This window comes from Symbiopectobacterium sp. Eva_TO (assembly GCF_053848865.1).
Genome location: NZ_JBSPEY010000004.1, coordinates 3273155 through 3295349, shown reverse-complemented (window position 1 = coordinate 3295349; position 22195 = coordinate 3273155). Strand labels below are relative to the sequence as shown.

At 54.1% G+C, this 22195-nt stretch carries 18 protein-coding genes and 3 pseudogenes; 7 read left to right on the top strand and 14 right to left on the bottom strand.

What is annotated here, in order from left to right; translation table 11 throughout:
- Positions 1-150 precede the first annotated feature (150 nt).
- The 5 genes from trxB to infA all read left to right on the top strand — a co-directional run bounded on the left by trxB (position 151) and on the right by infA (position 5932).
- A complete protein-coding gene (trxB, locus tag ACWWJF_RS19510; RefSeq protein ID WP_455870353.1) occupies positions 151-1110 on the top strand; it encodes a thioredoxin-disulfide reductase in 960 nt (319 codons plus the stop codon).
- A gap of 236 nt (positions 1111-1346) precedes the next feature.
- Positions 1347-3110 carry a heme ABC transporter permease/ATP-binding protein CydD gene (gene cydD / locus ACWWJF_RS19505; protein ID WP_455870352.1) on the top strand — a complete coding sequence of 588 codons (1764 nt, stop codon included), beginning with the start codon at positions 1347-1349 and terminating at the stop codon, positions 3108-3110.
- 19 nt (positions 3111-3129) lie between these two features.
- Positions 3130-4872, top strand: a complete 1743-nt coding sequence (gene cydC, locus ACWWJF_RS19500; protein WP_455871179.1) for a heme ABC transporter ATP-binding protein/permease CydC — start codon at positions 3130-3132, stop codon at positions 4870-4872.
- Positions 4872-5585 carry a leucyl/phenylalanyl-tRNA--protein transferase gene (gene aat, locus ACWWJF_RS19495; RefSeq protein ID WP_455871178.1) on the top strand — a complete coding sequence of 238 codons (714 nt, stop codon included), beginning with the start codon at positions 4872-4874 and terminating at the stop codon, positions 5583-5585. The genes cydC and aat overlap by 1 nt, the downstream gene beginning before the upstream one ends.
- Before the next feature lie 128 nt (positions 5586-5713).
- Positions 5714-5932: a translation initiation factor IF-1 gene (gene infA, locus ACWWJF_RS19490; protein ID WP_455870351.1), complete on the top strand. Its 219-nt coding sequence runs from the start codon at positions 5714-5716 to the stop codon at positions 5930-5932.
- A 179-nt stretch (positions 5933-6111) separates the two neighbouring features.
- Here the strand turns inward: infA and clpA are convergent, their stop codons facing one another.
- From clpA to ACWWJF_RS19470, 4 genes are all read right to left on the bottom strand, one after another.
- Positions 6112-8388, bottom strand: a complete 2277-nt coding sequence (clpA, locus tag ACWWJF_RS19485) for an ATP-dependent Clp protease ATP-binding subunit ClpA (protein WP_455870350.1) — start codon at positions 8386-8388, stop codon at positions 6112-6114.
- Positions 8389-8418: 30 nt separating this feature from the next.
- Positions 8419-8736, bottom strand: a complete 318-nt coding sequence (clpS, locus tag ACWWJF_RS19480) for an ATP-dependent Clp protease adapter ClpS (protein WP_196906873.1) — start codon at positions 8734-8736, stop codon at positions 8419-8421.
- 74 nt (positions 8737-8810) lie between these two features.
- Positions 8811-9002 carry a hypothetical protein gene (locus ACWWJF_RS19475; protein WP_430359721.1) on the bottom strand — a complete coding sequence of 64 codons (192 nt, stop codon included), beginning with the start codon at positions 9000-9002 and terminating at the stop codon, positions 8811-8813.
- A gap of 118 nt (positions 9003-9120) precedes the next feature.
- Positions 9121-10289, bottom strand: a protein-coding gene (locus ACWWJF_RS19470; RefSeq protein ID WP_455868400.1) for an IS3 family transposase whose coding sequence is annotated in 2 segments (ribosomal slippage) — positions 9121-10034 and positions 10034-10289 — 1170 coding nt in all. Because the reading frame shifts where the segments join, the coding sequence is not laid out codon by codon here.
- A gap of 71 nt (positions 10290-10360) precedes the next feature.
- On the opposite strand from ACWWJF_RS19470, the pseudogene rumB reads away from it, so the two are divergent.
- A pseudogene (gene rumB, locus ACWWJF_RS19465) lies at positions 10361-10480 on the top strand (23S rRNA (uracil(747)-C(5))-methyltransferase RlmC); the annotation flags it as partial.
- A gap of 58 nt (positions 10481-10538) precedes the next feature.
- Here the strand turns inward: rumB and ACWWJF_RS19460 are convergent.
- From ACWWJF_RS19460 to istA, 3 genes and pseudogenes are all read right to left on the bottom strand, one after another.
- Positions 10539-10928: pseudogene (locus ACWWJF_RS19460) on the bottom strand (transporter substrate-binding domain-containing protein); the annotation flags it as partial.
- Between the two features lie 101 nt (positions 10929-11029).
- Complete coding sequence (gene istB, locus ACWWJF_RS19455) at positions 11030-11785, bottom strand: IS21-like element helper ATPase IstB (protein WP_455868472.1); 756 nt, start codon at positions 11783-11785, stop codon at positions 11030-11032.
- A gap of 14 nt (positions 11786-11799) precedes the next feature.
- The gene (gene istA / locus ACWWJF_RS19450; RefSeq protein WP_455868471.1) at positions 11800-13329 is read right to left on the bottom strand and encodes an IS21 family transposase; all 1530 of its coding nucleotides are present in this window, start codon (positions 13327-13329) and stop codon (positions 11800-11802) included.
- A 213-nt stretch (positions 13330-13542) separates the two neighbouring features.
- On the opposite strand from istA, the gene ACWWJF_RS19445 reads away from it, so the two are divergent.
- Positions 13543-14583 (top strand): IS481 family transposase, encoded by a 1041-nt coding sequence (locus tag ACWWJF_RS19445; protein WP_455868660.1) that lies wholly within the window; start codon positions 13543-13545, stop codon positions 14581-14583.
- 68 nt (positions 14584-14651) lie between these two features.
- On the opposite strand, the pseudogene ACWWJF_RS19440 reads toward ACWWJF_RS19445, so the two are convergent.
- From ACWWJF_RS19440 to nuoI, 7 genes and pseudogenes are all read right to left on the bottom strand, one after another.
- Positions 14652-15683, bottom strand: a pseudogene (locus ACWWJF_RS19440) (IS630 family transposase).
- Between the two features lie 107 nt (positions 15684-15790).
- Entirely contained in the window at positions 15791-17248 is a 1458-nt protein-coding gene (nuoN, locus tag ACWWJF_RS19435) for an NADH-quinone oxidoreductase subunit NuoN (RefSeq protein ID WP_455870349.1), read from the bottom strand.
- 6 nt (positions 17249-17254) lie between these two features.
- Positions 17255-18790, bottom strand: a complete 1536-nt coding sequence (gene nuoM / locus ACWWJF_RS19430) for an NADH-quinone oxidoreductase subunit M (RefSeq protein ID WP_455870348.1) — start codon at positions 18788-18790, stop codon at positions 17255-17257.
- A 144-nt stretch (positions 18791-18934) separates the two neighbouring features.
- Positions 18935-20785: an NADH-quinone oxidoreductase subunit L gene (gene nuoL, locus ACWWJF_RS19425; RefSeq protein ID WP_455870347.1), complete on the bottom strand. Its 1851-nt coding sequence runs from the start codon at positions 20783-20785 to the stop codon at positions 18935-18937.
- Complete coding sequence (nuoK, locus tag ACWWJF_RS19420) at positions 20782-21084, bottom strand: NADH-quinone oxidoreductase subunit NuoK (RefSeq protein WP_455870346.1); 303 nt, start codon at positions 21082-21084, stop codon at positions 20782-20784. The genes nuoL and nuoK overlap by 4 nt, the downstream gene beginning before the upstream one ends.
- On the bottom strand, positions 21081-21629 hold the full coding sequence (nuoJ, locus tag ACWWJF_RS19415; RefSeq protein ID WP_455870345.1) for an NADH-quinone oxidoreductase subunit J: 549 nt from the start codon (positions 21627-21629) through the stop codon (positions 21081-21083). The genes nuoK and nuoJ overlap by 4 nt, the downstream gene beginning before the upstream one ends.
- Before the next feature lie 10 nt (positions 21630-21639).
- Complete coding sequence (gene nuoI, locus ACWWJF_RS19410) at positions 21640-22182, bottom strand: NADH-quinone oxidoreductase subunit NuoI (RefSeq protein WP_222157554.1); 543 nt, start codon at positions 22180-22182, stop codon at positions 21640-21642.
- Between the last annotated feature and the right edge of the window lie 13 nt (positions 22183-22195).

Here is a 22195-nt window from a genome sequence, read left to right as displayed (position 1 = left end):
TAATAAATGACGCTGTCTTATCAGTGAATTGTATGGGTTATCGACACAACCGATTAAACAAATAGGTAACAATTTTGCTGCCTACTTTTTTTAGCCCGGTAATTTCCTTACAATCGGTGTTAAGTAGACCGTTGCAAAAAAGAGGAACACATGGGTACCGTCAAGCACCACAAGCTATTGATTTTAGGTTCTGGCCCAGCGGGCTATACCGCTGCGGTGTACGCCGCGCGCGCTAACCTGCATCCGGTGTTGATCACCGGCATGGAAAAAGGCGGGCAGTTGACAACCACGACAGAAGTGGAAAACTGGCCGGGCGACGCGGAAGGGCTTACCGGGCCATTGCTGATGGACCGCATGCACGCTCATGCTGAAAAGTTCAACACCGAGATCATTTTCGATCACATCCAGCGCGTTGATTTGCAACAACGCCCGTTTCGTCTGTTTGGCGACAGCGAAGAATATACCTGTGATGCCCTGATCGTGGCGACCGGTGCCTCCGCACGCTACATCGGTCTGCCTTCCGAAGAAGCCTTTAAAGGTAAAGGCGTGTCTGCCTGCGCCACGTGTGACGGATTCTTTTATCGTAACCAGCGGGTCGCCGTAGTCGGTGGCGGCAATACCGCGGTGGAAGAAGCACTTTACCTGTCTAACATTGCTCAGCAAGTTCACTTAATCCACCGTCGTGACAGCTTCCGCGCAGAGAAAATCCTGATCGACCGTCTGATGGACAAAGTGCAAAGCGGCAATATTGTATTGCACACCGATCGCACGCTGGACGAAGTTCTGGGCGATGACATGGGCGTGACTGGCGTTCGTATTCGTAAAACCCGCACGGATGAGAGTGAAGAACTGGCGCTGGCTGGCGTATTTATCGCCATCGGCCACAGCCCAAACACTGCCATTTTTGACGGTCAACTGGCGCTGGAAAACGGCTATATCAAGGTACAATCCGGCATCCACGGCAACGCTACACAGACCAGCATCCCTGGTGTGTTTGCCGCAGGCGACGTGATGGATCACATCTACCGTCAGGCCATTACCTCGGCGGGCACCGGTTGCATGGCCGCGCTGGATGCAGAGCGCTATTTGGATGGCCTCGCTACCCGATAATATTCTGCCCTTTTCCCCTTATTCAGATCGTACCACCTGAATAAGGGGATTCTTTTGGCTCCCTTTTGGGAAAATTGATCTCTCCCCGCATTTTCTCCCTCCTTTTGGTTTGCACCTTCACTTTAGCGCGGTAAGATGAGGCCACGCTGAATACCCGCCTACTTTTTGTTATATAACAGTTACATAAAGGTTGGCTTTTTGGGTATTCCCCTCTGTATAGCGCAGCCCGGTACTCTATGAAACAGACTCGACAGCAACAACTTGCTCGCTGGCTAAAACAACAGAGCAAACTGGCACAACGCTGGCTCCGCCTCTCTTTATTACTTGGGGTGGTAAGCGGTCTTCTGATCGTGGCACAGGCGTGGGTATTGGCAACATTGTTGCATGCCTTGATTATTGAGCACGTGCCTCGTCAGACACTCGTCGGCGAGTTCATGCTGCTTATTGGCTTGTTTGCCGCACGCGCGCTCACGCACTTACTGCGCGAGCAGGTGGGCTTTCGCTGTGGCGAGGCAGTACGGCAACAAATTCGCCATCAGGTGCTGGAAAAATTACAGCGCTTGGGGCCCGCCTGGGTGCAGGGAAAGCCAGCCGGCAGTTGGGCGACGCTTATTTTGGAACAAGTCGAAGATATGCAGGATTACTATGCGCGCTATCTGCCACAAATGTATCTTGCAGCCTTGATTCCTCTGCTAATTCTGGCCGCTGTGTTTCCCATCAACTGGGCGGCGGCACTCATCTTGCTGGTTACCGCCCCGCTGATCCCGCTGTTTATGGCGCTGGTCGGCATGGGGGCCGCAGATGCCAATCGCCGCAATTTTCTGGCACTGGCACGCCTGAACGGCCATTTCCTCGATCGGTTGCGCGGCATGGAAACGTTGCGACTATTCCATCGCGGGGCTGCCGAAGTGGATGACATTCGTCGGGCATCGGCGGATTTTCGCAGTCGCACCATGGAAGTGTTGCGTATGGCGTTTATTTCTTCCGGCGTATTGGAGTTTTTTGCGTCTATCTCCATCGCGGTCGTCGCGGTGTATTTTGGCTTTTCTTACCTTGGCGAGCTGGATTTCGGCCATTATGGCACCGGCGTCACCCTGTTTGCTGGCTTTCTGGTCTTGATTCTCGCCCCCGAGTTCTTTCAACCGTTGCGCGATCTGGGCACATTTTATCACGCGAAAGCGCAGGCCGTAGGCGCCGCGGAATCGCTGGTGAGCTTTCTTACCGCTGAAGCGGAAGAGGTCGGTCTCGGCACTCAGCCTTTTGACGCTGAGACGATTACCATTCAGGCTCACCAACTGGTGGTGCTATCGCCCACTGGCGGTGCGCTAACCGAGCCTCTGACCTTTACGCTCAAACCGGGACAGCGGGTGGCGCTGGTCGGCGTGAGCGGTGCCGGGAAAAGTTCGTTGCTTAACGTACTGCTCGGTTTTTTGCCCTATCGTGGTTCGTTATGTATCAACGGGCAGGAACTGCATGCGCTGGATGCGACTGCATGGCGTAAACACATCAGTTGGTTAGGACAAAATCCGCATTTACCAGAAGAAACGTTGCGCAGCAATATTCTATTGGGGAACCCACAGGCCAGTGAGGACACGTTGCAACACGCGGTAGAACGCGCTTACGTGCACGAGTTTCTGCCCTTGTTGCCGCAGGGTCTTGATACCGTCGTGGGTGATGGCGCAGCGCGACTCTCTGTCGGACAGGCACAACGCGTTGCCGTTGCGCGGGCATTGTTAAAGCACTCGCAGTTGCTCCTTCTGGATGAACCAACGGCCAGCCTGGATTCCCACAGTGAACAGCACGTGATGCACGCCTTGGGAAACGCCGCACGTCAGCAAACCACCCTGCTGGTGACGCATCGCCTTGATGACACTCGCTATTATGATAGCGTATGGGTGATGGAAAAAGGACAACTGGTACAGCAGGGTGACTATGACACGCTACGTCAGCAGTCAGGCCCGTTTGCCGATCTTCTGGCACAGCGTCAGGGAGCTTACTAATATGTCGCAGAATAGTCCGTTGCAGGTACTGAAACCCTTTCTCCTGCTCTATCGTCGCCACATTTGGCGGCTGAGCATTGGCATAGTACTCGCCATTGTCACATTATTAGCAAGTATTGGGCTGTTGACGCTCTCCGGCTGGTTTCTGGCAGGGGCATCACTGGCAGGCCTTGCCGGATTGATGACCTTCAACTATATGCTGCCTGCGGTGGGTGTGCGCGGTGCGGCGATCCTACGTACCGCCGGGCGTTATGCCGAGCGTCTGGTGAGCCATGACGCGACTTTCCGCGTGCTGCAACACCTGCGCGTGTTTACCTTTTCGCGCACGCTCCCACTTTCACCAGGGGGATTAGCCCGGTTTCGTCAGGCCGATTTGCTCAACCGTCTGGTTGCCGATGTTGATACGCTCGATCACCTTTACTTGCGCGTGATATGGCCATTGGTCAGCGCGCTGGTGGTGATCCTGGTGGTGACTTACGGGCTTAGCTGGCTTGACGCCTCGCTGGCATTGACCCTCGGCACCATTATGTTGCTGCTGTTAGCTTTGCTCCCGCTGGTGTTCTACCGTGCGGGCAAACCGATTGGCACCCATCTCACGCTGCTGCGCTCACGTTATCGCACGCAGTTAACTACCTGGCTACAAGGGCAAGCCGAATTGACCCTGTTTGGCGCGCAGACCGCCTTTCGCAGCCAGCTCACCGACACAGAACAGGCCTGGCTGACACAGCAACAGCGTCAGGCGCGCCTGACGGGCCTGTCGCAGGCACTGATGTTGCTCTGCACTGGTGTTACCGTTACCGCCATTCTCTGGCTGGCAGCGGCGGGAATTGGCGGTGATACGCAACCGGGAGCGTTGATCGCTCTGTTTGTATTTGCCGCACTGGCTGCGTTTGAAGCATTAGGTCCGGTTACCGGTGCGTTTCAACACCTGGGTCAGGTGATCGCATCAGCCACGCGCGTTGACCAGATTCTGCGTCAGCAACCTGCGGTGGTTTTCACAACGGCAACCCCCTCCGCAACGTTAACCACCACGGCAACGCTATCACTACAGCAGGTAAGCTTCACTTATCCGGGCCAACCGCTGCCGGTATTGCAGGACATTACGCTGGATATCGCGCCGGGCGAACACATTGCGCTGCTGGGACGTACCGGGTGTGGCAAGTCAACGCTATTGCAATTACTGACCCGCGCCTGGGACTGCGATGCAGGAAGCATTACCCTGAACGGTCTGCCACTCGCACAGTGGAGTGAACCGGCACTGCGTGACATGATGAGCGTGGTGCCGCAGCGGATACATATTTTTAGCGCGACGCTGCGCGACAACTTGCTGCTGGCCGCACCGCAAGCCAGCGATGCCCAACTGAGCCAACAGTTGGAACAGGTAGGACTAGGTAATTTACTGGAAACGCCAGAGGGCCTTAATGCCTGGATCGGTGAGGGCGGACGCCAACTATCAGGCGGGGAACAGCGCCGCCTTGGATTTGCTCGCGCCTTACTCCACCCTGCTCCCTTGGTGCTGTTGGATGAACCGACCGAAGGATTGGATGCCGATACCGAGCAAAAAATTCTGCATCTACTGCGTGAAAACACCCACGGCAAAACGGTTATCATCATTACCCATCGTCTGCACGATCTGGCGTATCTGGATCGTATTTGCGTACTGGATAATGGTCGTCTGGTTGAGCAGGGGCACCACGCCGATCTGCTGGCAGCACGCGGCCGCTATTGGCAATTCCATCAACACGCCATCCGGCAGGCATGATGCAGCTATTTCAACTTTCATCCAATACCACGCTTTTTCCTCCGGTGGAGAAGGCGTTGTCTGATCCCAACGGTTTATTGGCCTTTGGTGGAGACCTTTCGCCAGACCGATTGCTGGCGGCATATCGAGGTGGCATTTTTCCCTGGTACTCTCCCAGCGATCCCATTCTGTGGTGGTCTCCCGATCCACGCGCCATATTGCATCCTGAAGGGCTCCATATCAGCCGTAGCCTGCACAAGTTCATGCGCAAGCAGCCTTTTCACGTCACGCTTAACTCTGCGTTCAGCGCCGTGATACACGCCTGTGCACACGCGCGTCAGGAAGGAACCTGGATTAGCCCAGAGATGATTGCCGCTTACTGCACGCTGCATGAGCTGGGGCACGCACATTCCATCGAAGTCTGGCACCAGGATGAATTGGTGGGTGGGCTGTATGGCATTGCGCAAGGAAAGCTGTTTTGCGGCGAGTCGATGTTCAGCAACCGAGATAACGCGTCTAAATGCGCGCTGGTTGCCCTTGTCACGTATTTTGTGCGTTGTGGAGGGCTGTTGCTCGATTGCCAGGTGCTAAACGCTCACACGGCTTCTCTCGGTGCCACCGAAGTCTCACGCGAGACGTATCTTACGGCACTACGCGCATTGCAGGATGCTCCTCTCGCGGCGTCCAGTTGGCAGCCACAAGCACTGCCACTAGCGCCTGTTGGAGAAAGATAAGCGTGCTCATACGCCCTTCTTATCCGAAAGTTGCTGCTGAGATCATCAACGCTCCTTTACATAATGCCGGTTTTTCGGCATTATCGTGCCCGTTAAAAAAGTTAAGGTAGTTAACCCTAGAGGATTCGATGGCCAAAGAAGACAATATTGAAATGCAAGGCACCGTGCTTGATACACTGCCTAACACCATGTTCCGCGTTGAGTTGGAAAACGGACACGTGGTTACCGCTCATATCTCCGGTAAAATGCGTAAAAACTATATCCGCATCCTGACGGGTGACAAAGTCACTGTAGAGCTGACCACGTACGACCTGAGTAAAGGCCGCATTGTCTTCCGTAGCCGTTAATCGGTTCACCTGTCGCTAGCATAGCGACACCTGAGGATGTACCCGCCTTATGTGCCCTTCCCTATTCAGGTAAGGGCTTTTGCTTTTGGTACAGATTGCGCGTGGCGGTACTCGCCACAACCAAGACAAAAAAAGCAGTGCTTTCGCACTGCTTTTTCTTTTACTGCTCAATGACACACTTAGTGTACAGTCCCTTCCGCTTTCAGCTTTTGCGCACTGTGGAAGCTGTAAGTTAGTGCTTTCGTCGCGCTATCCAGTTCCACCTTCACGGAGCCTCCATTCACCAACGAGCCAAACAGCAGTTCGTTTGCCAACGGTTTTTTGAGGTTTTCCTGAATAACACGCACCATTGGCCGCGCGCCCATCGCCTTGTCATAGCCTTTATCCGCCAGCCAGTTACGCGCATCTTCGCTGACTTCCAACGACACGCCCTTGGCGTCCAACTGCGCTTGCAGTTCCACGACGAATTTATCCACCACCTGCTGAATGATCTGCGTTGACAGATAGTTAAACCAGATGATGCCATCCAGGCGGTTGCGGAATTCCGGCGTGAAGATCTTTTTAATCTCTTCCATCGCATCGCTGCTGTTGTCCTGCTGAATCAGGCCAATCGATTTGCGCTGTGTTTCTTGCACGCCCGCATTGGTGGTCATGACGACAATTACATTACGGAAATCCGCCTTGCGACCGTTATTGTCGGTCAGCGTACCATTATCCATCACCTGCAACAGCAGGTTAAAGACATCCAGATGCGCTTTTTCAATTTCATCGAGCAGCAACACCGAATGCGGATGTTTGATCACCGCGTCAGTCAACAATCCCCCCTGATCGAAACCAACGTAGCCGGGAGGCGCACCGATCAGGCGGCTCACCGTGTGGCGCTCCATGTATTCCGACATATCAAAGCGCAGAAGCTCAATGTCCATCGCTTTCGCCAGTTGCACGGTGACTTCCGTTTTACCAACCCCGGTCGGCCCGGCAAACAGGAAAGAACCGACAGGCTTGCGTTCACTGCCCAAACCGGCGCGGCTCATCTTGATAGCCTCACTCAGCGCTTCGATAGCGTTATCCTGACCGAACACCAGCATCTTCAAGCGGTCACTCAGGTTTTTCAGCACATCGCGATCGCTGGCTGAAACGGTCTTTTCGGGGATACGGGCGATGCGCGCCACCACCGATTCAATATCTGAAACGTTCACCGTTTTTTTGCGTTTGCTGACCGGCAGCAAACTACTGCGTGCGCCAGCCTCATCGATCACATCGATAGCTTTATCCGGCAGGTGGCGATCGTTGATGTATTTGACCGACAGTTCAACAGCGGCACGCACGGCTTTAGCCGTGTAACGCACATCATGGTGAGCTTCATATTTCGGTTTGAGCCCATTAATGATTTGTACGGTCTCTTCGACGCTTGGCTCAGTAATATCGATTTTTTGGAAACGACGCGCCAAAGCACGGTCTTTTTCAAAGATAGTGCTGAATTCCTGGTACGTGGTAGAACCGATAACCCGAATCTTGCCACTGGAGAGTAGCGGTTTAATCAAATTAGCCGCATCGACCTGTCCACCTGAAGCCGCTCCCGCACCGATAATGGTGTGGATTTCATCAATAAACAGGATACTGCTTTGATCCTGTTCCAGTTGCTTGAGCAGCGCTTTGAAACGTTTTTCAAAATCGCCACGATACTTGGTACCCGCCAGCAGCGAACCGATATCAAGAGAATAGAGCGTGCAACCGGCCATCATTTCCGGCACATCGCCTTGAACAATGCGCCAGGCTAGACCTTCCGCAATGGCCGTTTTCCCTACGCCAGATTCGCCGACCAGCAGCGGATTGTTCTTACGCCGACGGCACAGCACCTGAATGGTGCGCTCCAGCTCTTTCTCACGCCCAATTAGGGGATCGATACCGCCAACGCGAGCCAATTGATTGAGGTTAGTGGTGAAGTTTTCCATGCGATCCTCCCCACCTACCGGCTCTTCGTTGACAGGGTTTTCCGAGCTTGGTGCCTGACCAGGCTCTTTTTTGCGCGTGCCGTGGGAAATGAAGTTCACCACATCAAGCCGACTCACATCATGCCTACGCAGCAGATAAGCCGCCTGCGATTCCTGCTCGCTAAAGATAGCCACCAGCACGTTGGCACCAGAGACTTCACTGCGGCCAGAAGACTGAACGTGGAACACGGCACGTTGCAATACGCGCTGAAAACTCAGCGTCGGTTGCGTTTCACGTTCTTCATTATTTTGCGGTAACGTCGGGGTGGTCTGTTCGATGAACGTTTCCAGCTCCTGGCGAAGTGCAGCCAAATCCACCGAGCATGCTTCCAACGCTTCGCGCGCTGCCGGGTTGCTGAGCAACGCCAGTAGCAAATGCTCCACGGTCATAAACTCGTGGCGGCACTCACGCGCTCTGGCGAAAGCCATGTTGAGACTGAGTTCCAGTTCTTGATTAAGCATAGGCGCCTCCCCACAATAAATTACCTGATATCAGGCCCTTTCTAGCGTACAGAGCAACGGGTGCTCATTTTCCCTTGCATAGCGATTAACTTGCACCGTCTTGGTTTCAGCCACATCGGCACTGAAAACACCACAGACAGCCTTCCCTTCGTAGTGAACCGTCAGCATAAGTTGCGTTGCGCGTTCAATATCATAAGAAAAGAACTTTTGCAGAACGTCAATAACAAATTCCATCGGGGTGTAATCATCATTGTTTAAAATCACGTTATACATCGATGGCGGTTGCAGTTTTTGCTGCTGTTTTTCCAGCAGAACGCTGTCAGAATGAGTCCAGGGACGGCTCTCCATACGAATCTCCGACGTTGCATCAACGTGGGTAACCTGCCCCCACCTATTTTCAATCCCCACACTGCGGTTACTCATTATTCATCCATCTTCATTAATGCGACACCAAGCTGAGTGTCCCACATCAGCCATTTACTCTTTATTTTATCACCTGCACGCGCGCTGTGTTGCCAAGAAGCAAGAAATCGTCCGGTGATGTCATCGGTAACAGCACACGTATTGAAGCAACAACCCTGCATGAAAATCATCAATTGCGTTACCTGCATCAAACTTTGACAAACTGCTCTGTGCTGCCTCAATGGGATGGCTTGACGCTCTTTTCGATTTCACTAGAGTGTACAGGTGAATTGACGGGGTTTTAATCAATTCGCATTCATATTGTAGTGGTCAACTAATATTGGCCACCGCATTAGACTGTATGTAGAACAGTCGCTCAGATTCGTTTGGAGTTAAGCCGCCGTTATACCAGTGAGGCCGGATAGCGCTGTAATACCCCGTGATGTAGCGGATAATCGCGTCCTGGGCTTCGCTGAAGCTGTTGTAACCCTTTGTCGGCACCCATTCTGTCTTCAGGCTGCGGAAGAACCGCTCCATTGGCGCATTATCCCAGCAGTTACCCCGCCGACTCATACTCTGCTTTATCCGGCAGCGCCACAGGGCTTGCCGGTATTGACGGCTGGTATAGTGGCTGCCCTGGTCGCTGTGGAACATGACTCCTGTTGGTTGTCCCCGGAGTTCCCAGGCCATCTGCAACGCTTTAACTGTCAGCGCCGAGTCCGGCGACGTCGACATGGCCCAGCCCACCGGTTTGCGGGCGAACAGGTCTAGCACCACCGCAAGGTAAGCCCAGCATTTGCCCGTCCAGATGTAGGTCACATCGCCGCACCAGACCTGATCCGGCGCGGTAACCGCGAACTGGCGGTTGAGATAGTTCGGTATTTCAACGTGTTCATTGCCGCCGCGTTTGTATTTGTGAGCCGGTCGCTGGCAGCTGGCGATACCCAGCTCCTTCATCAGCTTGCCAGCCAGCCAGCGCCCCATTTTGACACCGGAGCTGCCGGTGACGATGGTCGCGATACTTCGAGCGCCGGCAGAGCCGCCGCTGGCGTTCCAGGCTTCCATGACGCGGCTACACTTAACCACGCGCTCACCGTCGGGTTCATTAGCGGAAGCCTGCCAGTGCCTGTAGCTGCTGCGATGTACCTCAAAAGTTTGGCACAACGCCGTGACCGGGTATCGCGCCCTCAGCCTGTCGACTACCGTGAACCGTTGAGTGAGTCCGACATTAAGAGCGCCGTAGCCTTTTTTAGGATTTCGTTCTCCATTTCAAGGCATTGGACTTTTTTCTTCATCTCACGCAGCTCGAGCTGTTCAGGGGTAAGAGGAAGTCCCGTTGGCGTTTTTCCCTGTCGTTCAAGGCGAAGCTTATTGACCCAGCGACTAATGGCAGAATGGCTGACATTAACCGCCTCTGCGGCCTTAACGTATGTGTAGCCGTGGTCGACAACCAGCTTTGCGGCTTCGAGCTTAAATTCCGCCGTAAAATGTTTACCCATGAGGTCACCTGTCGTGTTGATGAGGTGAGCATATCACCTCCGCTCAGGTGGCCAGTATCAGTGTGCCACTACAGACCATGGCAAGTGATACCAGTCTGTTGCCGGGATACCGGATTGTCCAGGTGCAACTGTTCGATATGTTCCCGCATACCGCGCACTATGAGGTGCTAACGCTATTGCGGCGTGGGTAATGCTCAGGAAAAAGAGACAAAACAAGCGCCCGAGGGCGCTTGTTGAGCAGACTCTGACTTATTGTGGGAACCATTTGTCGTTGATGGCTTTATAGGTACCGTCTGCTTTGATGGCTTCCAGTGCGCCGTTCAATTTTGCCAGCAGTGCTTTGTCATCAGGACGAACGGCGATACCGAGACCGGTGCCGAAGTATTCCGCGTCAGTGACATGTTCGCCAACGGTTGCCAGTTCCGGGTTGTTCTTGATCCACTCATTGACCACCGCCGTATCACCGAAAACGCCGTCGATGCGTCCGTTTTTCAAATCCAGCACCGCATTTTGATAGCTGTCGTAGGAGACTGTCTGTACTTCCGGATGCTTGTCATTCATGTACTTCTGGTGCGTGGTACCGTTTTCCATCCCGATGCGCTTGCCTTTCATGGCGGCAAAATCACTGAATTTGCCCTTCTGCTGCGTATTCGCATGCGATCGATCATCGATTCGCATCTAAGGTCGATCACGTTTTCGCATCGTAATCGATCACCCGGGAACCTAACTTTTTTATCGTTTTAGCGTGTTTCTTCTGCGCTTTCCACTGCCAGGCTATTTTTCCTTAATGATTCTCCCTGAAGCTCCACTCTGTGAGAGTTGTGGATCAGCCGATCCAGGAAGGCATCTGCCGCCGTCGGGTTTTCCATCACTCCGTACCATTGCTCCACCGGCAACTGGCTGATAAGGATCGTGCTGGTTTGCCCATATCGCTCTTCCGTTATTTCCAGCAAGTCATTGCATTGCCGCGTTGTGATAACTTCAAGACCAAGGTCGTCCAAGATAAGAAACTCTATTTTTTGAAGCTGTTTCAGTTGCTTAAGCCAGCTGCCGTCCAGTCGGCCCTGCTCAAGCTGATCCAGCAGCCGACCCATGCGCCAGTATTGAACGCTTCTCTTTTGCCGGCACGCCTGCTCGCCCAGGGCACAACCTACCCAGCTTTTTCCGCTGCCAGTTGGCCCTGTTATCAGGATATTCTTGCTGTGGGTGATGTAATGCCCGTTCAGAAGCTCGCGCATCTGTTCGGCCTTTAACCCTCGGGAGACCGGATAGTACATACCCTCAGGGGTTGCACCGTGGCGCAACCGTGCCTGCTTTCTCAACCGCCCAACACGGCTGTTTTCACGATTCAGTAGCTCTTCTTCGACAAGTAACCCCAGGCGTTCTGCGAACCCCAGCTCATTGTATGTACCAGGTGCCTCACGCTGGCGTATCATGCCATCGGCCATTGCCGACAGCTTCAGCGTTCTAAGTTTGGTTAGCAGGTCATCAGTCATAACGACTCCCTTTTTCAGTGGTAATATTTTGGACCACGCAGATTCTCGTGCTCCAGTGGAAGCTGTAACTCTCTATTTCCTTTAACTGTTTCTCCGATGCCCTCCCTGTTGTGACGCAGCAGATTCTCGATAAAACGCCTTTCCGGATGGTTCAGCCCACAGGCCTTGTCACAGGCTTTTTCCAGCCGTTCGGCACCGTATTTTTTCTGGAGCGACAGTAGGCCGAGAACAGCCCGATAAGCCTGCTCAGGATGATTCTTCGCGTTTAGCATCGCTTCCACCACCTGCCGGGTCGCCTTGCCGGTTCTCGCGGCATTATCCAGCAGCTTTTCAGGTGTCCAGCTGCTGTGCCCGCGGTGATTGACCGGCATGTGTGCCGGATTCGTGCTGTGGCTGTACTGCCGATCGCTGCGAGGGTGCTGAGCCACGCAGCGGCCCTTATGCCAGACCTGGACCAACGTCTGACCCGCTTTTACCGACAGCCTTTCACCAACCAGCTCATGGGGAACGGAGTACCAGTGGCGGTCGTATTCGACGTGATAGTCAGGAGCGACCTTCACCGCACGGTATTCGGTGTATTCATAGGGCATGGCTGGCAACGGCTGCAGGCACGGCGCATCGAGCAGCGCAAAGCGCTGCGCTCGGCTCTGGCCCCCATAACCTTTCATTGGCCGGTTATTCAGCTCGGTCATCAGCTCACTGAGCCTGACGTTGAGCGCATGCATCGTATGGAAGGTTTCATTGCGTATTCGCGCCAGGAGCCACCTTTCGACCAGCAGGACGCCGTTTTCCACTTTGGCCTTGTCTTTCGGTTTGTAGGGTCTGGCTGGCATCACTACCGTGCTGTAATGCGAGGCCAAAGACTGATAGCTGTCGTTGATGACCGGCTCGTAGCGATCTGCTTTGCTCACCGCGCTACGCAGATTATCGGGTACCAGCAGGGCTGGAACGCCGCCGAGGAAGGTCAGGCAGTGGCTGTTAGCATTCAGCCAGCTCATCATGTCCTGACCGGGGCAGGCTTCTGCATAGGTATAATTTGACGCTCCCATGACAGCGACGAAGATGGCGACCCGGCGCACATTTCCCGTATCGGGGTCGGATACCGGCACCGTGGGCCCGCAGAAGTCGATGAACAGCTTCTCACCGGCACGGTGGGTCTGGCGCATCGAGCGTTTCTGGCATTTCTTCCATTGGCGATAACAACGGCAGAACTGAGAGTAGCCCAGCGCCATTTCTCCGGTTTCGGTGCTGTATTCTATCCACAACAGCTGCCTGGTAACCCCTGGCCGTCTTAGCTCGGTATCGATATACAGCCAGTCTGGCGCGATAAGCTCCGAGGTGCGCATTCTGCGGGTGGGGAACAGCATCTTTTCCAGTTTTTCTGGCAAGAGCGCATCAGGCAATGGCCACGACAGCGATGCGGCGGTAAAACGGGAGAGCACCTCATAAACTGTGGAAGGGCTGACCCTAAGAGCAGCGGCGATGGTGCGATTAGACTGGTTGCACTCAAATTTGAGTTTGAAGATCTGAAGACAAGTCTCCATGGGACTCCTGCTTTTTCTCTTTCTGGCCATCGTTATCTCCATTTCAGTAGAAACTGCGAACGGAGAGGAGGTTAGAAGAGTTAAGTCCCGGAGTGATCGATACGACGCGAATCAGTGATCGACCTTAGATGCGAAATCGTGATCGATTGTCATGCGAATCACTGATCGATCACGATGCGAATATGCACTTATACAAAACACGAGGTAACTCTCATGCTTCATACTAACAATCCCATCATCAAACACAAAGCCGGCCTGCTCAATCTCGCCGAAGAACTCGGTAACGTATCAAAAGCCTGTAAAATCATGGGTGTGTCACGCGACACGTTTTATCGCTATCAGGAACTGGCGGCAGAAGGCGGCATTGACGCTCTGGTTAACCAAAACCGCCGGGTTCCCAACCTGAAAAACCGTGCTGATGAAGCCACTGAACGTGCGGTTGTTGATTACGCCATTGAGTTCCCAGCTCATGGCCAGCACCGGACCAGTAATGAGCTGCGTAAAAAAGGCGTCTTCATTTCTGGCAGCGGTGTGCGCTCCATCTGGCAACGACACGATCTGGAAAACTTTCGTAAGCGCCTGAAGGCACTTGAGGAAAAAGTTGCCAGAGAAGGCATCGTACTTACTGATGCTCAAATCGCTGCACTGGAGAAGAAGGCGCACGACGACGAAGCCTGTGGTGAAATAGAGACTGCTCACCCGGGTTATCTGGGGTCGCAGGACACCTTCTACGTGGGTAATCTGAAAGGTGTTGGCCGTATCTACCAGCAGACGTTCGTGGATACGTACTCGAAAGTGGCGCACTGCAAGCTTTACACGAGTAAAGCACCGATCTCTGCCGCCGACCTGCTCAATGATCGCGTGCTGCCGTTCTACGAAGCTCAGGGGCTGCCAATGCTAAGAATACTGACGGACAGGGGGACGGAATACTGCGGTAAAGTGGAACAACATGACTATCAGCTGTACTTGGCTATCAACGATATAGACCATACGAAAACGAAAGCGATGTCTCCGCAGACAAACGGTATCTGCGAGCGCTTCCATAAAACTATTTTGCAGGATTTTTATCAGGTTGCGTTCCGTAAGACGTTATACGAGGACCTAGAAAGTCTACAAAAGGATCTGGACAACTGGTTGTGGCATTACAATAATGAGCGAACTCATCAGGGTAAAATGTGCTGCGGGCGTACGCCAATGGCCACGTTACTTGATGGTAAACGAGTCTGGGCAGAAAAAAATCTGAACCAGATTTAATCTGACAGACACCTGTATAAATAACCGGTAACTGTCAGATCAGGTCTGAGCTAATACACCTAATACAGCTACACTTTTGCCTGTCCATGTTTTCCACTGGGAAACGGGCTGACGGTTTCCATGAAGCGGCGAACCTTGTTCAGTCACTGCCACATTGAACAGCACTGATGATTGCGGGTAATGGTTTCATGCAACGCCTGCCATAACCGCTCTACATGATTTACCCATGGTGAGTACACCGGCTGATAAATAACCCTGAATTTCGGGTTTTCTTCCAGCCAGCGCTGCGTCTCCCGGCTTTTGTGAATAATGTAGTTATCAACTATCAGCGTGAGCGTTTTTGCCCGTCTGTACGTTGCTCTCAGATGCTCTAACATTCTGATAAAAAAACACGAACTTTTACTGTTTCCTCCAACATCGCTGACTTTTCCCGTCCCGCTGTGTAATGCACCCGCCAGATAATATTTCTCGTTCTGGCCCGGCGTCACGATGCGTTTCTGCTTCCCGCGAACCTGCCAGTCCCCGCCAATTTTGGGATTCAGATGAATATCCACTTCGTCTTCGTAAAAGACGGGATGTTCCGCGCTGCATTGTTCCAGCGCCATCGCGATGGCCTCCATTTTTTCTTCCTTATGCGGGTCGCGGATACGCAGCGTAGGAGCTGCGCGTCGCCACACCAGACCGGCAGAAGGCCGCCAACGGCGCACCGTGGAAGCATGCAACTGGCAACCGGTTATCTCATTGATTTTTATCGCTAGCAGTTCCGTGCTCCAGCGCGAACGCTGATAGCCAAAATCATGAGGGGAACGCTTTACGAGCTGGATTAACAGTGCGCAGATCTGTTCAAACGGCCAGCGACGGCCACGACCGGGCCGCAGAGATTTGAGGCCTTCAATGCCGTACAGGGTGAGCCAGTTAATCCATCTGCCGATTGACGAACGGGCGCAGCAAAGCATTCTGGCGACATCGCTCACGCGCTCGCCCCGGTGCAACATCAGGATGGCGGTCAGCCTGCGGGCGTGATTCTTGTCACGCGTTTTATGGAGAGTTTTCTTCATCAGGCGTCGTTCGTTACGGGGTATCGGTGCTATGCTCGACATCGCTCAGTCCGGTTGATGATTTGGGATCTTTATCGATTGCTCAGATCGCTCAACTCGGACTGAGTTCCCTTCAGGTGATCTACTATTCGGAACAGTTATTTAGTGCATTACATCAGCGGCTGCGCCATCTGCACCAGTGAAATCAGCGGCTGTGGATACAGGCCCAGCAGCAGTACCGCGATGGCGGAAATCAGCACCACCACGCCGCCAGCGGTCAGCGCCCAGTTATTGGGCGTATCACGCTGACGTTCTTGCGGTGCGGTCAGATACAGGCTAACCATGACACGCAAATAGTAGTAAAGACCTATAGCACTCCCCACCACCACCGCACCCGTCAGCCACCACAGCTTGGCATCAACGCCCACGGCCAGCACATAGAATTTTCCGAAGAAGCCCAGCGTCATCGGGATACCGGCCAGAGAGAGCATCATCACCGTCATGACCGCAGACAGAATCGGTTTATGCCAAAACAGCCCGCGATAAGAGAACAGGGAATCCGCGTCCGGTCCACGGTACGGGCTGGACATCAGACTGACAACCCCGAAGGCCCCCAGGCTGCTGAACAGATAACCCGCCAGATAGACACCGACCGTTTCCAATGCCAACTGGTGAGTTTGCACGGCAATCAGTGCCACCAGCAGGTAACCGAGGTGAGCGATGGAAGAGTAACCGAGCAGACGTTTAATATTGCTTTGCGCAACCGCCATCAGGTTACCAAACAGGATGGAGGCAAACGCGATCACACCCAGTGCGGTTCTAACCGAGTCACTGTCAACCATCGGTGCATAGAGGAAAAGACGCATGACTGCACCAAAAATGGCGATCTTGCTGGCGGTCGCCAGGAAGGTCGACACTGGCGCCGGGGCACCTTGATACACATCCGTCGTCCAGAGGTGGAACGGCACCAACGAGAGTTTGAACCCCAAACCGACAATCATCATACCGAGGCCGGCCAGCAGCAGCGGCTCATGCAGCGTGCGATCCGCCATACGCGCACCCAGGCTGGCAAAGCTCAGGCTACCCGAATCGGCATACACCAGCGCCATCCCAAACAGCAGGAAGGACGAGGCGGCAGCAGAAAGCAGCATGTATTTGATGCCCGCTTCCAGCGAGCGACGCTGACGAAACGCATAGCTCACCAGACCGAATAGCGGCAGTGAAATAAGTTCAATGCCGATGAACAGCGACGCCAAATGGTTAGCACTTGCCAGCAGAACCCCGCCCAATGCAGCAATCGCCACCAGCAGATAAAACTCGTCGCGGTTATCTGGATAGCCTTCTAGCCACGGGTAAGCGAACGTGCAGGTTGCCAGGCTGGCGAGCAGCACTAACGCGTTGTAGAACATCGAGAAACCGTCTACCCGCAGCAGCGGTGTCACGTCCATCGGACCGGCGTTACCCACCAAAATCAGCGAGAACAACGCGATGTTAAGACCGATCACCGTGACAGTGGCATTGAAGAAATGGTTGCGTCGCCACGCAATGCACAGCATCACAACCACGGCGGTCAAACCGACGATTAACAGCGGCAGAAGCGCGACCAGGTGTTGAAGAGTTATTGTCATGGCGAATTACGGCCTTGTCGTTGAAAGTGTTGAATCAGTCACTAATGACATAAACCAATGCTGGATATTAGCCATTGCCGCATCAGACGTATTCAGGATGGTCTGCGGGAACAACCCGAGCAGCACCAGCAATACCACCAGCAACATCACCATCGACAATTCACGGGTGGACAGCCCCGGCAGTTTTTCCTCGGATTTTGGCGTGCCGTAGTATGCGCGTTGCATCATCACCAGCGAGTAGACGGAGGCGAACACCAAACCAAACGTCGAAATCACGGTGATCACCGGCACCACAGGGTAGCTACCGAACAGAATCATAAACTCGCCGACGAAGTTGCCGGTGCCAGGCATACCCAAGGTCGCCACCGCAAAAAACAGCGACAATGCAGGCAAGAAACGAATACGCGCCCACAGGCCGCCCATCTGGCGCAGATCGCGCGTATGCAGGCGTTCGTAAAGCTGGCCGCAAAGAATAAACAGACCGGCCGCAGAAAGCCCGTGCGCAATCATTTGAATGACCGCCCCCTGATACGCCAGGTGGCTACCGGAGTAGATGGCGATCATTACAAAGCCCATATGTGACACCGAAGTGTAGGCAATCAGGCGCTTGATATCGGTCTGCATAAACGCCATCCAGGCGCCGTAGAAGATACCGATAACGCCTAGCCACATCGCGATGGGAGCAAATTCATGGGATGCATTGGGGAACAGCGGCAGGCTGAAACGCAGAAGGCCGTAGGCCGCGGTTTTCAGCAAGATACCCGCCAGGTCAACAGAACCCGCCGTAGGAGCCTGACTGTGCGCATCCGGCAACCAGCCGTGCAGCGGCACCACAGGCATTTTCACGGCAAAGGCGATAAAGAAGCCCAGCATCAGCATGTATTCCACGCCGCGCGACATCGGGGTTTTCAACAAATCGGTGTAGTTAAAGGTCCACACCCCGGTGGCATCGTGATGCACAAACACCAGCGCCAGAATGGCAATCAGCATGATCAGACCGCTGGCCTGGGTGTAGATGAAGAACTTGGTGGCCGCAGTAATACGCGTTTTCCCGTCGGAACCTTTGTGTCCCCACAGTGCGATGAGGAAATACATCGGCACCAGCATCATCTCCCAGAAGAAGAAGAACAGGAACATATCAATTGCCAGGAACACGCCAATCACACCGCCCATGATCCACAGCAGGTTCAGGTGGAAGAACCCCTGATAACGCTGAATTTCATTCCACGAACAGAGGATTGCCAACCCCCCCAGCAGACCGGTCAGCACCACCATCAGCAGCGACAACCCATCCAGAGCCAGGTGGATACCGATACCGAAGCGCGGAATCCACGACACGTTGTATTCAGACTGCCAGAGCGGCACATCAGCCTGCGCCGTTAAAGAGTACCCGCCCTGCGACCAAAGCAGCAGCGACAGCACCAGCGTTAACCCCATCGATATCAGTGCGATCCAGCGCGGCACGCGGGTGACAAAGCGCTCGAGCTGCCAGCACAGCAGGCCGCCGATAAAGGGGAGAAGTATTAGCCAAGGTAGTAGCATGGCGTTTTGCGTCCCTAATTTTAAGAAATCTGAAAACTTGCTGTGGCGGAAGCCATTACTCTTGGCCTCCCGCCCCTGCGCATCATTACTGCGTGTCTTTCATCGCGTTTATCTCACGGCACTGTTTCATCAAATAACAGGCCATCAGATAAACTGTAACAATGCCAGCACCACAAGCGCCCCTACGCCCATTGACGCAACATACCAGCGCAGTTGACCATTCTGACTGACGGTCAACCCTTTGTTGCCCCAACGCACCACCACGGCAGGCAAGCCCATCATCGCGTTCAACGGATCGCGCTGTAGCAGTTTGGCAATCGCCAGATACGGTTGTACGAAGACTTTGTCATACAGCCAGTCAAATCCCCAGGCGTGGAACCACCAAGTGGAGAAGAAGCGACCCGGTGCACTCTGCGCTACGCTGGTCACGAACTGACGTTTACCCAGCCACAGCACGGCAGCCAGCAGAATACCGGCAATCGCTACCACGCCAGACGCGATTTCCAGCGTCAAAGTACGGTCATGGCCGAGTTCCGTGGTCTGCGGCAGCACGCCGTGCAACGGCGGCACAATCAGTGCACCAACGAAAGTGGAGAGCACCATCAGCACCAGCAAAGGAATGTGGTGAGACAGTCCTTTGCCTGCGTGCGCTTTGGTCTTCGCTTCACCATGGAACACGATGAAAATCATGCGGAAGGTATAAAGCGACGTCATAAACGCCCCGGCCAGCCCCGCCATCATCAGATCCATATGACCGTTAGCCCAGGCGCCCGCCAGAACTTCATCTTTACTGAAGAAGCCTGCGGTAACCAACGGCAGCGCTGCCAACGCCGAGCCGCCAATCAGGAAGCTGACATACACCAGCGGAATCGTTTTACGCAGCCCGCCCATCTTGAAGATGTTCTGTTCGTGATGGCAGGCAAGAATCACCGAGCCGGAGGCCAGGAACAGCAATGCTTTAAAGAAGGCATGCGTCATTAGGTGGAAAATCGCCGCGTCCCACGCCTGCACGCCCAACGCCAGGAACATGTAACCGATCTGGCTCATGGTGGAGTAGGCCAACACGCGTTTGATGTCGCTCTGTACCAGTGCGGCAAACCCCGCCAGCACCAGTGTTACGGCACCGACAACGCCCACCAGATGCAGCATATCTGGCGCCATCAGGAACAAGCCGTGCGTACGGGCAATCAGGTAAACCCCTGCCGTCACCATCGTCGCAGCGTGAATCAACGCAGAGACGGGAGTCGGACCTGCCATCGCATCCGCCAGCCAAGTTTGCAGCGGCAACTGGGCAGATTTACCCACAGCGCCGCCCAGCAACATCAGCGTTGCCCAGGTAATCGCCGGAGACCCTTCTGCCAGTTTCTGCGGTGCCAACACTATCAGTTCGCGGAAATTGAGCGTGCCCAGCTCTTTGAACAGGATGAACAGCGCGAACGCCAGGAACACGTCACCGACGCGCGTCACGACGAAGGCTTTCATCGCCGCTGCACCGTTCTTCGGATTGGTGTAGTAGAAACCGATCAGCAGATAACTGCAGAGCCCTACCCCTTCCCAGCCGAGATACATCAGCAGCAGGTTGTCCGCCAACACCAGAATCACCATGCTGGCAATAAACAGGTTGGTGTAGGCGAAGAAGCGAGAGTACCCCTCTTCACCACGCATGTACCAGGAGGCAAACAGATGGATAAAGAAGCCTACCCCCGTAACCACCGACAGCATGGTAAGAGACAGGCCATCCAGCGCCAGACGGAAGGCAATATCAAAGTTGCCTACAGCCATCCAGGTCCACAGATGTTGATTGAAAAAGGTTACGCCGCCTTCATGGTGCTGCACAAAGAAATCAATCGCGACCCAGCAGGTGGTCAATGCGGCCAACCCGATAGAACCTACGCCCACGGTAGCGGCGGTGTTTTCCGACCAACGACCGCGTGAAAATGCCAACAGTAAAAAGCCGAGCAGCGGGAATAATATTGTTAAGTAGAGTAAGTTCATCCGCGCATCTCACTGACAGTATCGATATTCAGGGTATGACGACGGCGATACATCTGGAGCAAGAGCGCCAGACCGATACTGGCTTCCGCTGCCGCCAGCGTGATCGCCAGAACATACATCACCTGTCCATCCGCGTGCCCCCAATAGCTGCCGGCAACCACAAACGCCAGCGCGGCGGCATTGATCATCACTTCCAGACTGATCAGCATAAAAAATAGGTTACGCCGAATAATCAGACCAGTCAGCCCGAGCAGAAATAAAATGGCAGCCAAGGCCAGCCCATGTTGTAACGGGATCATGCTCGCTCCTCCACCAGTTTTTTCTCTGCATCTTCTTTCGGCTGCTTATCGAGCATTTTGTCTTCACGGCCTACGTGGAACGCAACCACCAGCCCGGCCAGCAGCAGCATGGAGGCCAGTTCAACCGCCAGCACATACGGCCCAAACAGCGTGATCCCCACGGCTTTGGCGTCGATTACCGCACCGGAAATTTCCGCGCCGCTTAGGCTGAAAATCGACCTGACCACCACAATCAGCAGCAGCAGCGAAAGCAGACCAGGACCAATCCACACCCCCGGCTTCAGCCAGGCGCTTTCCTGCTCGGTTACGCTGTTGCCAAGGTTGAGTATCATCACCACAAACACGAACAGCACCATGATGGCACCGGCATAAACGATGATTTCCACCGCACCGGCGAAATAGGCCCCCAGCGAGAAAAATACGCCGGAGATAGCCAGCAGCGAGACGATTAAATACAACAATGCATGTACGGGGTTAGTGTGGGTAATCACACGTATGGTCGCCAGAATGGCGATTAACCCCGATGCATAAAACGCGAATTCCATGCTCGGCTCCTTAGGGCAACAGGCCTTTGACATCAATGGGTTTGGCTTCGTTTTCGGCGTCGCCCTTCTCTTTCCCATCGATAGCCATACCCGCCATCCGGTAGAAGTTGTATTCCGGGTATTTACCGGGCCCTGAGATCAACAGATCCTGTTTTTCGTACACCAGATCCTGGCGCTTGTACTCGCCCATTTCAAAATCCGGCGTCAGCTGAATCGCGGTGGTCGGGCACGCTTCTTCGCAAAACCCGCAAAAAATGCAACGCGAGAAGTTGATGCGGAAAAATTCGGGATACCAGCGGCCATCCTTCATTTCCGCTTTCTGCAACGAGATACAGCCGACCGGACAGGCCACGGCGCACAGGTTACAAGCAACACAGCGCTCCTCACCATCCGGATCGCGCGTCAGCACAATACGGCCACGGTAGCGTGGGGGTGGGTTAACCGGCTCTTCCGGATACATTTTGGTTTCACGCTTTTTGAAGGCGTTGGACCCGACCATACAGATACTGCGTACCTGGGTACCGAAACCAACCACAATGTCTTTTATCTTCATGGTTCAGTTCCCT

Bases quoted from the DNA above. Each gene is read 5' to 3' on its own strand.
- trxB (WP_455870353.1), top strand. From the start codon at position 151: ATGGGTACCGTCAAGCACCACAAGCTATTGATTTTAGGTTCTGGCCCA.
- cydD (WP_455870352.1), top strand. From the start codon at position 1,347: ATGAAACAGACTCGACAGCAACAACTTGCTCGCTGGCTAAAACAACAG.
- aat (WP_455871178.1), top strand. From the start codon at position 4,872: ATGCAGCTATTTCAACTTTCATCCAATACCACGCTTTTTCCTCCGGTG.
- infA (WP_455870351.1), top strand. From the start codon at position 5,714: ATGGCCAAAGAAGACAATATTGAAATGCAAGGCACCGTGCTTGATACA.
- clpA (WP_455870350.1), bottom strand. From the start codon at position 8,388: ATGCTTAATCAAGAACTGGAACTCAGTCTCAACATGGCTTTCGCCAGA.
- clpS (WP_196906873.1), bottom strand. From the start codon at position 8,736: ATGGAGAGCCGTCCCTGGACTCATTCTGACAGCGTTCTGCTGGAAAAA.
- istB (WP_455868472.1), bottom strand. From the start codon at position 11,785: ATGACTGATGACCTGCTAACCAAACTTAGAACGCTGAAGCTGTCGGCA.
- istA (WP_455868471.1), bottom strand. From the start codon at position 13,329: ATGGAGACTTGTCTTCAGATCTTCAAACTCAAATTTGAGTGCAACCAG.
- ACWWJF_RS19445 (WP_455868660.1), top strand. From the start codon at position 13,543: ATGCTTCATACTAACAATCCCATCATCAAACACAAAGCCGGCCTGCTC.
- nuoN (WP_455870349.1), bottom strand. From the start codon at position 17,248: ATGACAATAACTCTTCAACACCTGGTCGCGCTTCTGCCGCTGTTAATC.
- nuoM (WP_455870348.1), bottom strand. From the start codon at position 18,790: ATGCTACTACCTTGGCTAATACTTCTCCCCTTTATCGGCGGCCTGCTG.
- nuoL (WP_455870347.1), bottom strand. From the start codon at position 20,785: ATGAACTTACTCTACTTAACAATATTATTCCCGCTGCTCGGCTTTTTA.
- nuoK (WP_455870346.1), bottom strand. From the start codon at position 21,084: ATGATCCCGTTACAACATGGGCTGGCCTTGGCTGCCATTTTATTTCTG.
- nuoJ (WP_455870345.1), bottom strand. From the start codon at position 21,629: ATGGAATTCGCGTTTTATGCATCGGGGTTAATCGCCATTCTGGCGACC.
- nuoI (WP_222157554.1), bottom strand. From the start codon at position 22,182: ATGAAGATAAAAGACATTGTGGTTGGTTTCGGTACCCAGGTACGCAGT.